Source organism: Aeromonas sp. BIGb0405 (genome assembly GCF_024807335.1).
Lineage (GTDB): Bacteria > Pseudomonadota > Gammaproteobacteria > Enterobacterales > Aeromonadaceae > Aeromonas > Aeromonas rivuli.
Window position 1 is genome coordinate 19,369 of record NZ_JANUEP010000005.1, and the last position, 14,345, is coordinate 33,713.

At 62.9% G+C, this 14,345-nt stretch carries 12 protein-coding genes; 6 read left to right on the top strand and 6 right to left on the bottom strand.

The genetic code is table 11. The features are described 5' to 3' along the window. Positions 1 to 163 precede the first annotated feature (163 nt). Positions 164 to 1,750, bottom strand: coding sequence for a peptide chain release factor 3 (gene prfC / locus M2366_RS13050; RefSeq protein WP_259269913.1), 1,587 nt, complete (start codon positions 1,748 to 1,750; stop codon positions 164 to 166). A gap of 234 nt (positions 1,751 to 1,984) precedes the next feature. Then, complete coding sequence (locus M2366_RS13055; protein ID WP_259269914.1) at positions 1,985 to 3,877, bottom strand: GGDEF domain-containing protein; 1,893 nt, start codon at positions 3,875 to 3,877, stop codon at positions 1,985 to 1,987. Positions 3,878 to 4,079: 202 nt separating this feature from the next. Here M2366_RS13055 and M2366_RS13060 point away from each other — a divergent pair, with 202 nt between their 5' ends. Continuing rightward, complete coding sequence (locus M2366_RS13060) at positions 4,080 to 5,087, top strand: sensor domain-containing diguanylate cyclase (RefSeq protein ID WP_224431273.1); 1,008 nt, start codon at positions 4,080 to 4,082, stop codon at positions 5,085 to 5,087. On the opposite strand, the gene M2366_RS13065 is transcribed toward M2366_RS13060, so the two are convergent. Next, positions 5,080 to 5,547: an Lrp/AsnC family transcriptional regulator gene (locus tag M2366_RS13065; RefSeq protein WP_224431274.1), complete on the bottom strand. Its 468-nt coding sequence runs from the start codon at positions 5,545 to 5,547 to the stop codon at positions 5,080 to 5,082. The two genes, M2366_RS13060 and M2366_RS13065, sit on opposite strands and share 8 nt — an antisense overlap. Positions 5,548 to 5,680: 133 nt before the next feature. On the opposite strand from M2366_RS13065, the gene M2366_RS13070 reads away from it, so the two are divergent. Next, positions 5,681 to 6,598: a DMT family transporter gene (locus M2366_RS13070; protein ID WP_259269915.1), complete on the top strand. Its 918-nt coding sequence runs from the start codon at positions 5,681 to 5,683 to the stop codon at positions 6,596 to 6,598. Here the strand turns inward: M2366_RS13070 and viaA are convergent. Further along, positions 6,545 to 8,002 carry an ATPase RavA stimulator ViaA gene (viaA, locus tag M2366_RS13075; RefSeq protein WP_259269916.1) on the bottom strand — a complete coding sequence of 486 codons (1,458 nt, stop codon included), beginning with the start codon at positions 8,000 to 8,002 and terminating at the stop codon, positions 6,545 to 6,547. The two genes, M2366_RS13070 and viaA, sit on opposite strands and share 54 nt — an antisense overlap. A gap of 95 nt (positions 8,003 to 8,097) precedes the next feature. Further along, positions 8,098 to 9,711 (bottom strand): ATPase RavA domain-containing protein, encoded by a 1,614-nt coding sequence (locus M2366_RS13080; protein WP_259269917.1) that lies wholly within the window; start codon positions 9,709 to 9,711, stop codon positions 8,098 to 8,100. A 161-nt stretch (positions 9,712 to 9,872) separates the two neighbouring features. On the opposite strand from M2366_RS13080, the gene M2366_RS13085 reads away from it, so the two are divergent. Together M2366_RS13085 and rimI are read left to right on the top strand one after the other, a co-directional pair. Beyond that, a complete protein-coding gene (locus tag M2366_RS13085) occupies positions 9,873 to 10,319 on the top strand; it encodes a DNA polymerase III subunit psi (protein WP_224431278.1) in 447 nt (148 codons plus the stop codon). Positions 10,320 to 10,386: 67 nt separating this feature from the next. Beyond that, positions 10,387 to 10,848, top strand: a complete 462-nt coding sequence (gene rimI / locus M2366_RS13090; RefSeq protein ID WP_042044161.1) for a ribosomal protein S18-alanine N-acetyltransferase — start codon at positions 10,387 to 10,389, stop codon at positions 10,846 to 10,848. A 52-nt stretch (positions 10,849 to 10,900) separates the two neighbouring features. Here rimI and M2366_RS13095 read toward each other — a convergent pair whose 3' ends face one another. Further along, positions 10,901 to 11,443 (bottom strand): hypothetical protein, encoded by a 543-nt coding sequence (locus M2366_RS13095; RefSeq protein ID WP_259269918.1) that lies wholly within the window; start codon positions 11,441 to 11,443, stop codon positions 10,901 to 10,903. 184 nt (positions 11,444 to 11,627) lie between these two features. Between M2366_RS13095 and M2366_RS13100 the strand changes: the two genes are divergently transcribed. Next, on the top strand, positions 11,628 to 13,418 hold the full coding sequence (locus tag M2366_RS13100) for a long-chain fatty acid--CoA ligase (RefSeq protein ID WP_259269919.1): 1,791 nt from the start codon (positions 11,628 to 11,630) through the stop codon (positions 13,416 to 13,418). Positions 13,419 to 13,609: 191 nt separating this feature from the next. Next, positions 13,610 to 14,323 carry a lipopolysaccharide kinase InaA family protein gene (locus tag M2366_RS13105; RefSeq protein ID WP_224431281.1) on the top strand — a complete coding sequence of 238 codons (714 nt, stop codon included), beginning with the start codon at positions 13,610 to 13,612 and terminating at the stop codon, positions 14,321 to 14,323. Positions 14,324 to 14,345: the final 22 nt, after the last annotated feature.

Below are 14,345 nucleotides of genomic sequence, written 5' to 3' on the forward strand. Positions count from 1 at the left end.
TCCCTGATGATGGAACAAGGTCCTTTATAGGGCGCTTTGCTCCCCCTGTCGATAGCCATGCCCGGGCATCATTCCCTGCCCCCTATCACCCTGCTGCACAGACAAAAAAAGACCCCGCCAGTGGGCGGGGTCTCTCTTATCAGCAACCCAGGGTTGCGCGGGATCAGTGCTCGCGGGTCTGGCGGAACAAGACGTCCGGGTGACGCTCCTGAGACAGACGCAGGTTGACCATGGTCGGTGCGATATAGGTGAGGTTGTCACCACCATCCAGGGCCAGGTTGACCTCGTTCTTGCGCTTGAAGTCTTCGAACTTCTTGACGTCAGTGCCTTCCACCCAGCGGGCGGTGGCGACGTTGACCGCCTCGTACAGGGCCTCGACGTTGTATTCGCTCTTCAGACGCGAGACCACCACGTCAAACTGCAGCACACCGACCGCGCCGACGATGAGATCGTTGCTGATCAGCGGACGGAACACCTGCACCGCCCCCTCTTCGGAGAGCTGTACCAGCCCCTTGAGCAGCTGTTTCTGCTTAAGCGGATCGCGCAGGCGAATGCGGCGGAACAGCTCGGGGGCGAAGTTCGGTATGCCGGTGAACTTCAGCATCTCGCCCTGGGTGAAGGTGTCACCGATCTGGATGGTGCCGTGGTTGTGAAGCCCTATGATGTCACCGGCGCAGGCTTCGATGGCCTGCTCGCGGTCACCGGCCATGAAGGTGACGGCGTCGGAGATGTTCACATCCTTGCCCAGGCGCACATGGCGCATCTTCATGCCCTTGCTGTAAGTCCCTGACACTATGCGCATGAAGGCGATGCGGTCGCGGTGCTTGGGATCCATGTTCGCCTGGATCTTGAACACGAAACCGGAGAACTTCTCCTCGGTCGCCAGCACTTCACGCTCTTCGGTCTTGCGCGGCATGGGGGACGGCGCCCAGTCGGTCAGGCCGTCCAGCATGTGGTCAACGCCGAAGTTACCCAGCGCAGTACCGAAGAAGACCGGGGTCATCTCGCCGGCGATGAAGGCGTCGTGGTCGAACTCGGGAGAGGCGCCTTGCACCAGCTCCAGTTCACCGCGCAGCTGGGCAGCCAGATCCGGGCCTATGGCGGCATCGAGCTCGGGGTTGTGCAACCCCTTCACCACCCGCTTCTCCTGGATGGTGTGACCCTGACCGGTCTGATACAGGTAGGTCTCATCCTTGTAGAGGTGATAGACCCCCTTGAAGGATTTACCGCAGCTGATGGGCCAGGTGATGGGGGCGCACATGATGTTGAGCTCGCGCTCCACCTCGTCCATGACCTCCATGGGGTCGCGCACTTCGCGGTCCATCTTGTTCATGAAGGTGAGGATGGGGGTATCGCGCAGCCGGGTGACTTCCATCAACTTGCGGGTGCGGTCTTCGACGCCCTTGGCGGCATCGATCACCATCAGGCAGCAATCCACGGCGGTAAGGGTACGGTAGGTATCTTCGGAGAAGTCCTCGTGACCCGGGGTATCGAGCAGGTTGACCAGGCAGTCGCGATAGGGGAACTGCATCACCGAGGTGGTGATGGAGATGCCACGCTGCTTCTCCATCTCCATCCAGTCGGATTTGGCATGCTGGCCCGAGCCACGGCCCTTGACGGTACCGGCGCGCTGAATGGCCTGTCCGAACAACAGGACTTTCTCGGTGATGGTGGTTTTACCCGCATCCGGGTGCGAGATGATCGCAAAAGTGCGTCTCTTGGAGACTTCACTCAGAAATTCAGCTGACATAGTTCGACGTTCTTCTATTGAGCGGCGGCCTCAAGCCACCGTGGGAAATAAGAGATTGCGACGCGCGCAACGCGAGCCAACCCGAGCAGGGCGGGTCTGATGAAAAGCGAAAGGCGTTGCGTTACATGGGTGCGAGTGTCCGGCGTCTTAGCAAAATTGCGCCACATTATACCCGCGCGAGTGAAAAATACCCAGCCCGGCATGCGCCGGATCTGCCTGCGGAGTCCATGACGGTCAGTCGGCGCGGCACACTCGATTGCGACCGCCCTGCTTGGCGCTGTACATGGCCTCGTCGGCGCGATGGATCAGCTCGCTGAGGCTCTCTCCCTCGCGCAGCTGGGCGCAGCCGATACTGACCCGGACCGGGTACTCGGCGGGCAATTCGGCTACCTGGAGTGCCGCCACCTGCTGGCGCACGCGCTCCGCCACCTCGGCGGCCTCGGCCAGCAGGGTGTCGGGCAGCAACACCAGAAACTCCTCGCCACCGTTGCGCCCCACCCTGTCCAGACTGCGCAGCGCCTCAGAGATGCAGTTCGCCACCGCGACCAATACCCGATCCCCCGCCTGATGACCCCAACCATCGTTGATCTGCTTGAAGTGATCGATGTCGATAAGCAGCAGGGAGAAGGGTTGATCCAGGCTCTTCGCCTGCTGCAGCATGGTCTGCGCCTTGGCCTGGATCTGACGTCTATTGTGGATGCCGGTCAGCTCATCCGTCATGGCGAGCCTGCGCATCTTGCGACTGCGCCTGAGTTGATAGAGCACCATGGATCCGAGCAGCAGCAGCGCCAGCACTGTCACCAGCGTCTGCCAGTAGCGCCGCTCCTGGACCTGATCCAGCAGCTGAGCCTGCAACGCCTGGTGAGTCTTGAGGTTCTCGTTCTCCACCTCCTTGCGCGCCAGGTCGAACTCGAAGCGCATCTGGATAGAGCGCTGTGCGCCGAGATCCCGCTCCAGCGCCTCCCTGATCGCCACGTAGCGTTTGAGGGACGCCAGGGCGGCGGCGGCCTCCCCCTGTTTTTCCAGGATCCGTGCCTGCACCCGGTAGATAGTGCCGAGGAAGCGCTTGTTATGCTCCTGAATGAAGATGGGTTCGGCCACCGCCAGGAAATAGAGCGCCCGGTTTAGCCGGCCGTGGGCCTCCTCGGCCAGCCCCATGACCAGTCGCCACTGGCCCAGGGTGGCGGCGTCCGTCTCCTGCTTGCGATTGAGCAAGGTCTCGGCCTGCTGCAAGTGGACCAGCGCCTCATCCACTCGCCCCAGTTTGAGCTGGCTGTGGGCAACCTCGGTCAACGCCCAGGCCTCGTCCATGCTCCACCCCTTGCCCTTGAAGTAGCTGGCCGCCCCCGTAAACAGCGCCAGCGCCTCGGCGTGGCGCCCCGTGTCCGAGTAAAGAATGCCGAGTTGAGCCCGAATGTCATTCAGGTTCTCCTCATCGCCCTGCTGCAGGTAGGCATTCTCCAGCTCCTTGAAGTATTCGAGGGCTCGATCAAACACCTCCATGCGGCGATAGGTATTGGCTATCTCCCCCAGCTGGTGCAAACGCCAGGCCTCGAGCCCGAGTCGCTCATAGAGGTCGTGGGCGACAAGCTGATCCTTGAGACCGGCGGCCAGCTGCCCTTGATAGGCCTGCATGTTGCCGCGATAGCTCAGGGCGTCCGCCATCAGCCGCTGGGCCCCCGCCGCCTCCGCCAATTTAAATGCGGCATCATAGTCGCGACGGGCATTGGTCATCTCGCCCAGCAACTGGTTATGCCAGCCCCGGCAGTTGAGCAGGGCTATCTCGGTCAGCTTATCCTGCCGTGCCCGCGCCTGTTGCAACTGCTGGCTGGCAAAGGTGATGGCGGCGCTGTAGTCGCTGGTATTCTCGGCAGGCTGGGCCCAACACTGCAGGCTCACCAGGCGGCCATAGAGGGGGTGGGTCGCATCGATCTGCCCTGACAGCCCCTGCACCCTGGCCTGAAAATCCCTGTGGGGCTGGAAGCCATTCTCCAGCTGAGTCAGCTCGCTAAGCAGGGATTCGCCCTTAGGGAGCCCATGCTCGGTATCATGAGGAATTGCCCAGACGGGCCCCATCAGCAGGGTCAGGCAGAGCAACCAGGGGGAGATATGATGTACGCCGATCACGGGCCTCCAGCGGCATTTATTTGATAAATCGAATAATTGGCCTTTCTATCATATCCTGCAACCGGTGGACTTATGGTGAAATAATCATCCATTCCCTCTATAGTCAGCGCTCTAACCGGGGCCAAGAGACGCCGTATCATCCTGAGCCCTCCCCCACGGCCTGTGCCATATGCCAGGGCATCCAGAGACAAATGGTCCCAACGTGACAGGAAAGGTCCCCCAGGATTACGAGGCGCTGCTTGTCGCCTACCGGAAACTGCAACAGGAAAACGAGCGGCTCAAGCGCATCGCCGATGACGCACGGGAGAAGCTGGACGCCGCCATGGATGGTACCGGTCTGTGCATCTGGCAAAACCATATTCCCACCGGCAAGCTCGTCATCTTCAATCGTCGCTGGGGCGCCATGCTCGGCTATCAGCCCAAGGAGATGGAGGCTCACTTCGACGTCTGGCGTGCGCACCTGCATCCGGAAGACAGGGAGCGGGTGCTGCAAGCCTTCTTCGATCACCTCAATGGCAAGACCCCTTTCTATCAGGCACTGCACCGCATGCTGGCCAAGGATGGCAAGGTGACCTGGGTGCTGGACAGGGGCCGGGTCGTGGAGCGGGATCAGGCAGGCAATCCCCTGCGGGTCATGGGTTCCCACATGGATGTCACCCACGAGAAGGAGTACGAGCAGCAGCTCGCCCTGCTCGCCCACAGGGATCCCCTCACTCACCTGCTCAACCGCGCCGCCTTGCAGCGCCAGTTTCCCGGTTCCCATCAGACCCTCTGTTTCATCGATCTGGATGACTTCAAGCAGGTTAACGACAGCCTGGGCCACAGGGCCGGTGACGAGTTGCTGGTCGAGCTGGCCCGCCGGCTCAGGAGCATCTGTCCCGAGGAGGCCATCCTCGGCCGTCTCGGGGGGGACGAGTTCATACTGCTGCTCTCCTGGTCAAGCCTGGATGCCCGCACCTTGCAGCTTGCCCAGGCTTGCCAGCAGGCCATCTCGGCCCCCGTCCCCCTCGCCAACGGCGAAGCCAGCATAGGGTTGAGCATGGGGATAGCCCAGATCCGGCCTCAGGATGACTTCAGCACGGCCCTGGCGCGGGCGGACAAGGCCATGTATCAGGTCAAGCATGGGGGAAAACGCGGCTTCCATATCGCCCATCCCAGCGGCCAGCCCCTGCTCGATCAGGAACAGGTCAACGAGCGGGCCCTCAGATAGGCAGCGGCCCCATCACCTTGACCGCACGAATGGCGAAGTGGCTATTGATGTCATTGACCATCGCCAGAGATTGCAGGCGCCGCACCCACTGCTCGTAAGCGGGCAAGTCGGGCACCACCACTTCCAGCAGATAGTCATAAGTCCCCGAGACGGTATGGCAGCTGATGAGCTCCCCCATGGCGGACACCGCCTGCTCGAACGCCTCCACCAGCGCCTCCTTGTGCTGGCTGAGCCGCACATTGACGAAGACGGTGATCCCCAGCCCCAGTTTCTCCCGCGCCAGTATGGCGCGATAGCCCTGGATATGGCCCTCGCCCTCCAGCCGCTTGAGGCGCCGGGCACAGGGTGACGCGGACAAGCCCACCTGTTGAGCCAGTTCCACCGTGCTGAGTCGGCCATCCTGTTGCAGCAGCCGCAGCAGTTGTAAATCTATCCTGTCGAGCATTTGGGTGTTTTCCATCAAAAGTCCCTTTCAAATCACCTGAAGCCACCAATATACCCCCGAAATCACCGAGAGTTTGCCCTGAAACACCCCTCGACTTGGCGGGATAATCGAGGCTCACCCCTGAAGCCTGACCATGCAAGGAGCGCCTGTGTCTCACCTTCCCCATTCCCGCCTCGGTGGCTGGGCCGCAGCCCTGGCGACAGTGCTGCTCTGGTCCGGCTTTTTTCTCTCCCTCAAGGCAGGAGCCCAGGCCAGTCTGCCTCTGCTCGGCCTTGCGCTGCTCCGTTACGGGATCCCCGCTCTGCTGCTGGCCCCCCGTTACTGGCAGGCCAGAGTCAGGTTCAAGGCCGTGCCTGCCCGCTGGCGGCTCGCCATCATGGTCGGTGCCGGGCTCCCCTTCTTCTGGCTGGGGGCCAGCGGCATGCAGCTTGCCCCCGTCAATCAGGGCAGCGCCCTCATCCCGGGTCTGGTACCACTCTGGGTCGCACTGCTGTTGTGGGGACTGGGGGAGCGCTGCGGCCCGGGGCGTCGGCTCGGACTGAGCCTGATCGCCTCGGCGCTGCTGGTGATGATACTGACCGGCGCCCCCGGGATCTGGCTCGGTCAGCTCCATTTCATCGGTGCCGCCCTGCTCTGGGCTCTGTTTACCCTGGGTGTGAAGCGCAGCGGGCTGGGCCCATTGGATGCGGCCGCCCTGGTCGCCGTGCCCTCAACCCTGGTATTGCTGCCCATGGTGATCTGGCTGGGCTGGCCAGCGGGTGGCACAGTGCAGGTCTGGATATGGCAGGGGATGATACAGGGAGCGGGGGCGGGTCTGGGGGCCGCGCTCTGCTACGGCCACGCCATCCGGGTCTTGGGGGCCGAGATCACCTCGGCGGTCGGCTCCCTCACCCCGCTGGTGGCGAGCGCCCTGGCCTGCCTGCTGCTTGGCGAGGTGTTGACCCTGCCCCATTGGCTGACCCTGGCCTTGCTGGCGATTGGTGTCATGCTGGCCAGCCGGGTGGCCAGCCCTTCAGCTCTGCTGCCAGCGGCGCAGCAAGCGACCACGCAAGCCACAGTCCAGTAGCCAGCTGTTGTCGAACACCCGCAGCAGCGCGGGTTTGGCATGGCGAGACATGGCCACTGCGTGAAAGCGCGTCTGCTGGCGGCGCCGCTCGTTCATCTGATCCAGCAGGCTGTGGGGCAGGCTCTGGGCGATGAAGTCGGAGATGACCAAGACATCCGCCTTGGCAAAGGCGGGCTCCTTGAGCTGCTCCAGCGCCTGGGCGAGACAGGGCACCAGATCGGTACCCCCATGGAAGCTCATGGAGAGGAAGCGCTCCGCCTGATCCAGGCCGGTGTCGGCGCGGATCTCCAGGGTAGCCACCTCGGTGGAGAACAGCATCAGGAAGCAGCCACGCTGCTCATCCATCGCCACCTTGAGCAGGGCGAGGAAGAGCGCCTTGGCACACTCCTCCGGGTAACCGCCCATGGAGCCCGAGGTGTCGATGCAGACGATGAAGGGGCCGCGAGACTGGGGATCCGCCCCCCCCGCCTGGGGTGTGCGCAGCAGCAGGCGCTGGCGTGGCAAGGTGCCACGGCACTGGTAGCTGAGCAGGCGCCGCTCGAGATAACGGCGATAGAACTCCAGCTCCAGCTCGGGCAAGCCAAGCATCACCGCCTCGCTGGGCAGCATCCGCATCAGATCGTTGCCCGGGTGTATGCCCACCAGATCATCCGGCACATCATCGCTCACCGCCTCCGCCAGCTCCTGTATCGGGACAGGGGGCAGGGGGCGCTCGTGGGAGTGGCGATCCTGCTCGCTGCGCCCGAGCAAGTCTGCGATCTCCCGCAACAGGGGTTCACGCTCGAGCATGCGCGCGTACTGCTTGATGAGTTCCAGGCTGCGCTTGTGCCAATGACCCTGGGCGAGATCCCAGAGGCCCCCCGCCGAGATCTGGTGTGGATCCAGGGCGTCGGCCAGGGTGCGGTTTGCCAGCAGCTGATCCTCTATCTCCTGGCGCAGCTTGTCTCGCTCCGCCTCGGCTATCTGGTGCTGCAGCTGCAACAAGGCGCCGACCAGGCTGCTGCGCCACTTCTCGACAAACAACTTTTGCAGCCCTTCACTGGGGTGCTCGCTGAGCTGGCGCACCAGGCTGCGCGCCTCACCGGCGAAGGGGCTGCTCGGCGCCAGCAGATCGAGCAGGGCCGGTAGCTGACCCACCAGCTCGGAGAGGGGCAATCCCTTGTGGCGTTGATAGAGTTGATACTCCTGCTCCAGCACCACAGGCACAGGTTTGTGTTTGATCTCCTCGTTCAGCCGCTCGCTCCAGCTCATAATGCGCCGCTTGAGCCGCTTGCCCTGGCTGGCTGGCGCGCGCCGGATAAATTCGGAGATCTTGGGTGAGGCGGCCAACAGCAGCGCCATCTCCCCAGCTATCTCCCCCTCCTCCATCAGCAGGGCCAGGTCCATCATGCCGATCTCGATCATGATGACCTCAGGATGCGGCGAGCAGGGCCCATGGCACTGGACAGGATCCTATCAGACGATGGACCGGTGACGACAAGGTGTGCGGCAACCACGGCTCAGTGCCTCTCACCAAACAGGGCGAGGCGTTCGCGCCAGCTGCGGGCATCCCCCTGCAACTGGCCCAGATCCCGGGCCAGCACGAAGAAGCTCTCTTCTACCTTCTGCAACCACTCCTGACCGAGGAATAGGTGGCTCTGCTGGCGCTCATACAGGCTGCGTTGCCGACGCAGATCCTGGCTGAGGGTCTCGAGTTGACTCAACAACTCTGTCAGCGTCTGCTGCCAGGGTTCGAGTACCACGGCAGACAGGGGCTGCTGTCCCACCAGTACCAGCGGCACGCTCTGGCGCTGCACATCCAGCACCCCCAGGCGCAGTTGATCATCGAGCACCAGCTCGTAGTGCCCCTCGGCCGGGCTGCCCAGGTGCCAGCCCACCAGCTTCTCGCCGGTGGGGTGCCAATGCGCCAATCTGTGGCGATCGAATGCCAGGGTCTCGGTGAGTCGGGTCGGATCTTCCGCGCCGAGGGCTGCGGGGTAGAGCAGATGCAAATGCACCTGCTTGCCGAAGGCGTGAGCCCCGGTCAGCGGCAGCGCAATGCCACGGGCGCGACGTCCGAACCACTGTTGGCGCTGCCTGGCCTTGTGCGCCAGACGCTGGGCCATCTCCCCTTGCAGCAGGCGGAAACGCTCCTTGAGGTCGAGCAGCTGACGGGTCAGGGCGAGCTGGCGGTAGCAGTGCAGCCGGGCAAACTCCCCCAGCATCTCCTGCAGCGCCTCGCGGGAGGCCTCGTCATGCCAGAGGCAATCCTTGAACAGCAGCAGATCCAGCGGCGCCACCTCTTCACGGCCATTGAAGAAGGCGCTGGCCTTGATGAGCCGCACCGCCTTCTTCCAGCGCCGATCCGACACATAACAGCTGTGGGCCAGCTGGCTGTCGAGCTGCTGGCGCAGCTGATAAATCAGCTCGAAGCAGCCATCGGGCAGCCGCACCTCGTCTATCTGGCCCTGCCAGGCCAGGTACTCATCGCTGCGGATCTGCACCGAGGCGGGCAAGTTCTGATGAGACTGCCCCTCGCTGGCCAGCATGGCCTGGAAGTTGCCCTTCTCCTGCACCCTGTCCAGCCAGATCCGCACCAGCATGCGATCATAGAGCGCCTCCAGGCCGCTGTCCGGCGCGGGCAACTCGTTGGACGCGGTGACCAGCAGCCGCATGGGAATGGGATGCTGACTGTCGCCGTTGCGAAACTGCCGCTCGTTGATGGCGGTGAGCAGGGTATTGAGGATGGCCGGGCCCGCCTTCCAGATCTCGTCGAGAAACACCACCTCGGCCTCGGGCAGATAGCCTGCGGTGAGGCGCAGGTACTTGCCCTCATCCTTCAGCGCCTGAATGGAGAGGGGACCAAACACCTCTTCCGGGGTGCTGAAGCGGGTCATCAGGTATTCGAAGTGACGCGCCTCATGAAAGGCGAGCTTGAGACGCCGCGCAATCAGACTCTTGGCAATACCGGGGGGCCCGAGCAAGAAGACACTCTCCCCTGACAGGGCGGCTAGCAGCCCCAGACGTAAGGCATCCTGGCGTTCGTACAATCCCTCCCCCAGGGCGGCCAGCAGCCGTGGCAAGCGCTCAGTGATGGCGTTAGCAGAGTGACTCTTCTGGGACAACAGCGACATAGGCAAATTCCGGCTCGAGATAGGGATGGGGATTCAGGTCGGCGGCGTCGGTCCATGGGAAGAGGCGCCGGGTTTCGGGCTGCATAACGGCAAAGGGTGCAGCAAACGCCGTTCGAGTGTACCCTTCCTTGAGTTTTTTTTGCCAATCCAGAGTCAATCAGATGCTAGATCCCTTACGCCAGGGCCTGCTTAGCCGCATGGGCATACCCCAGTGGCAAGTGCGCCGCCCGGCCCTGCTGGGCGCTGAGCCTGCGCCCACAGAGGACACCACCGACGCGGCCGCCCCCTCACCGCCGGGCCAACTGGTGGTCGAACCGCTGATCAACCTGCCAAGCCCCCATGCCAAGCCCCCCTTGCCGGCGGGCCGACTCTGGATAGTGGCAGACAGCCTGCCTGCCCCCACCCTGCTGGCGGATGTCTGCCTGCTGCTGGGATTCGGGACTCAGGAAGTGAGCCTGGTGCCGAGTCTGGATCCTGGCATGGCAACGCCCCTGCTCTGGCTCGAAGCGGCGGATCCCGCCTGGCCCCAGGCACTTGTCTGCCCGCTGCAACCCAGTGCGGCCCAGAAACGGGCACTCTGGCAACAGCTTCGCCAGCGCCTGAGCTGAGTCATTGCCACCCTAGCCTTGCCACCTTTTCATGGCCCAGATTGCCGCCCCCCGTTTCGGAGTCCAGATGTCCCAAGCCCAGCCCGCATTTCGCCCCCTGCTGGAGAGCGATTTTTCCCTCATCTACCCCATAGAGCAGGCCGCACACCAGGAGCCCTGGAGCCAGGCCAATCTGCTCTCCTGCTTCGGGCCCCGCTACCTCAACGGTTTGCTGCTGGTGGAGGGACGTCCCGCCGGTTTCTACATCTCGGATCTGGTGGCCGGAGACAGCTCGCTGATGAACATCTGCGTCCATCCTGACTTTCAGGGCAAGGGATTGGGGCGGGCACTGCTGAGGGAATATCTGGCCAGCAGCAAGGCGAAAAAAGCCGAGGCCTGGTTCCTCGAAGTGCGGGCTGGCAACAAGGGCGCCATCGCCCTCTACGAGAGTGAAGGCTTCGCCGAGTATTGCCGCCGCGCCGATTACTATGGCACAGGCCCGGATCGGGAAGATGCCGTGCTGATGTCGCGGCTGTTCGACTTCGGCTGACCCCTCAGCCGGGCCTGCCCCTGATCTGGCGCGAACCCCGCTCTGCTGCCACTCAGGGTGCCAGTGACACGAAGGCGGGATCGTCCAGTGCCAGGGTGGTGCGTAACACCGCATCGAAGCCCGCGACCGACAGCGGCATGAAGAAACCGCGCCGATAGGTCACTCCCGGCATCCAGATCTGCTCGATATCCACCACTATCTGTATCGGTTTGAGCGGGCCACCGCCCTGTTGCAGATAGATGCCAGGGGGCGTATTCACCTTGGGGAAGCGACGCAGTACCCGCTCACTGCCATCCCCCGCACTCGGGTTGAGGCGCACCTTGGCCAGCCCGGCCAGGGTGGATGTCAGCGCCGGATCCTGCCACAGCGCCTTGTCGAGCAATTTGCAGCGCCGGCACTTGTCTGACTCGATCACATAGAGCACCGCCATGCCGGATTCCCGGGCGAGCTGCTCGGCCCGTGCCGCCCCCTGTTCGCCCTTGAGCCAAGGGTTGCCACGAGCCAGCGCCTGTTGATTCCATGCATACCAACCCACGCCCCCGGCCACCAGCAGCAAGGCCAACAGAAGTCCTAACCATTTCCCCAGATTTTTCATTGATCTAGCCTCCCACGACCGCCTCTCCCAGTTATCGCCGATTTTGATTAATTTCGCAGCAAAATCCGCTCTCCCTGATCAGGAACAAAACAGCGCACACTTGTAAGCCGTAATCTTAGAGTTTACACTCCAGCCCGATTTTCACGCCCCTGCCGGGCGTCTCTCTGTCATTGAGGATCTACGGATGTCACAGCTTCATTTGGTTCATCTGCTTCGCGAACGCATCGCCCGTCTGGGTAATAAAGCCGCCCTGCGAGTGCAACAGGATGGCCAATGGCGTGCCATCGGCTGGCGCACCCTGGGACAGGCCATGGACTATTGCGCCCAGGCGCTGATCCGGGCCGGTCACCAGGAGTGTGACATGGTCGGTCTCTATGCCCGCAACATGCCGGAATGGACCCAGGCCGACCTCGGCATCCTGGCCGCCCGCGGGATCAGCGTGCCCATCTACCCCACCAGCACTCAGGATCAGCTGCGCTACATAGTGCGCGATGCAGGCATCCAGCTGCTGTTCGTGGGGGAGCAGCCACAGTTCGATCAGGCGCTCCACTTGCTGAAGGCTGGCGAGATCCGCCAGATTGTGGCCCTCGATGGCAGTGTCGATCTGCGCGGCTGCGAACAGGCCAGCCACTTCCAGACCTTCCTCTCCTCCGGCAACCATCAGCCCAGCGAACAGACGCTGCGCGCACGCGAACAGCACTACCGGATGGATGATCTGCTGACCCTCATCTATACCTCGGGCACCACGGGCGAGCCCAAGGGGGTCATGCTCGACTTCGCCAACATCGCCGCCTGCTTCGAGATGCATGACAGCCGCCTGGATCTGAACGAGCAGGACGTGTCCCTGTGCATGTTGCCCCTGAGCCATGTATTCGAGCGGGCCTGGAGCTACTACGTGCTCTATTGCGGCGCCGAGAACGTCTATATCCGCGATCCCCAGAAGGTGATGGAGGTGATTGGCGAGGTGAAGCCGACCGTGATGTGCGCCGTGCCGCGCCTCTACGAGAAGGCCTACGCCATGATCCAGGCCAAGGTCGCCCAGGCGCCGGCCTTGCGCCGCGCCCTGTTCGGCTGGGCCACCGGGGTCGGCAAGCAGATGGTCGCCACCCGCCAGGCGGGCAAGTCCGCCTCGCCCCTGCTCTACCTGCAGCTGGCCCTGGCCGAGCGGCTGGTGTTTCGCAAGCTGCGGGCCCGCTTCGGCGGCCGTACCCGCTTCCTGCCGGTGGCGGGCGCCCGCCTCGCCGACGATGTGAATCTCTTCTTCCAGGCCATGGGGCTCAACCTCAAGTACGGTTACGGCATGACCGAGACCACGGCCACCGTCTGCTGCTACGAGGACAGCCAGTTCAAGCTGGGATCCATCGGTACCGTCATGGACGGCATCGAGGTCAAACTCGGCGAGAACAACGAGCTGCTGGTGCGCTCCCCCACCGTGATGCGCGGCTACTACAACAAGCCGGAGGCCACGGCCGAAGTGATGACCGAGGATGGCTTCCTGCGCACCGGCGATGCGGGCGAGCTGGATGGCGAGGGCAACATCTACTTCACCGAGCGCCTCAAGGAGCTGATGAAGACCTCCAACGGCAAGTACGTGGCGCCGCAACTGGTGGAGGGCACCCTCGGCAAGGATCGCTTCATCGAGCAGATCGCCATCGTCGCCGACGCCCGCCACTTCGTCTCGGCGCTGATCGTCCCCTGCTTCGAGTCCCTGGAGGAGTACGCCCGCTCCATCAACCTGCAATATCAGTGCAAGACCGAGCTGCTGCGCCACTCCCGGGTGGTGGAGTTCTTCGAGGCGCGCATTCAGGGTCTGCAACAGGAGCTGGCCAAGTTCGAGCAGGTGAAGAAGTTCACCCTGCTGCCGAGCGCCTTCTCCATGGAGCTCGGGGAGATCACCCCCACCATGAAGCTGCGCCGCAAGATCATCGAGGCCAAGTACCAGAGCGAGATCGAGGCCATGTACAGCCACCTCTGATCTCACTGCCAATCCCCCGATATCGCCGCAGGATCACCAGGTCCTGCGGCGTTTTTCATATTGAAAGCAGTGTTTTTGTCCCGTCATTCAGCTGATGTCAGCAACAGAGTCGCACCATGGCTTCATAGCAGATGAGCCCCTCTTGCCATCCCGTCAAGTCAGGCTCGCACCACTCCCAGAGCGACTCTCTTATGAAGCTGACTTCACTCGAATTCGATGGCCAAACCCATCACTACCTGCTGTTTCATGATCAACTGCAACTGCCCCGCTGGTCCCTGGACAAGACCCAGGATACCGCCCACTTCGAACAGATCGGCAGCAGTCTGTTTCGCCGCCACGACGCCAGTCACTCCCTGTGCAAACTGGTTGCCGACAAGCATCCACGCTGGTCGCTGGCCTGGTTGTGCCGCGATCAACTCGGCAAGCGGCTGATCGGTCACATCGACGCCCTGCGTGAATGGCGCAGTAACCGGATACTGCGCCAGGTCGGTCTCAATGTGGTGCCTTGCCAGGCAGCCGGGATCGCCATCAACCCCCTCAATCCCCTCGCCTCTTTCCTGGCGGTGCAGTACCTCCAAGATGCCGTTTCGGGGGAGGATTACTTTCTCGGCGCCGACGAGGCACAGCGCCTCGCCCTGCTACGCCGACTCGCCAGGGAGATTGCCACCCTGGCCAGCCACGGTTACTGCCACCGGGATCTCCATTTTGGCAATCTGATGATTGATCCCATGGGGGAGATCATCTGGATTGATACTCATGTACGTCGCCTGCCCTCTGGCGCCAAGGCTCGTCAGCAGATCCTGGCGGCCACCCTCAAACCCGGCAAGCTGCATGGGGAAGGCTATCGCGACTATCTGTTGCAACAGATTAAGCAGTGTCCCCCTCAAGTGCCTGTGCGCCACTGACGCCCGCTCATGGCCTCCGCCC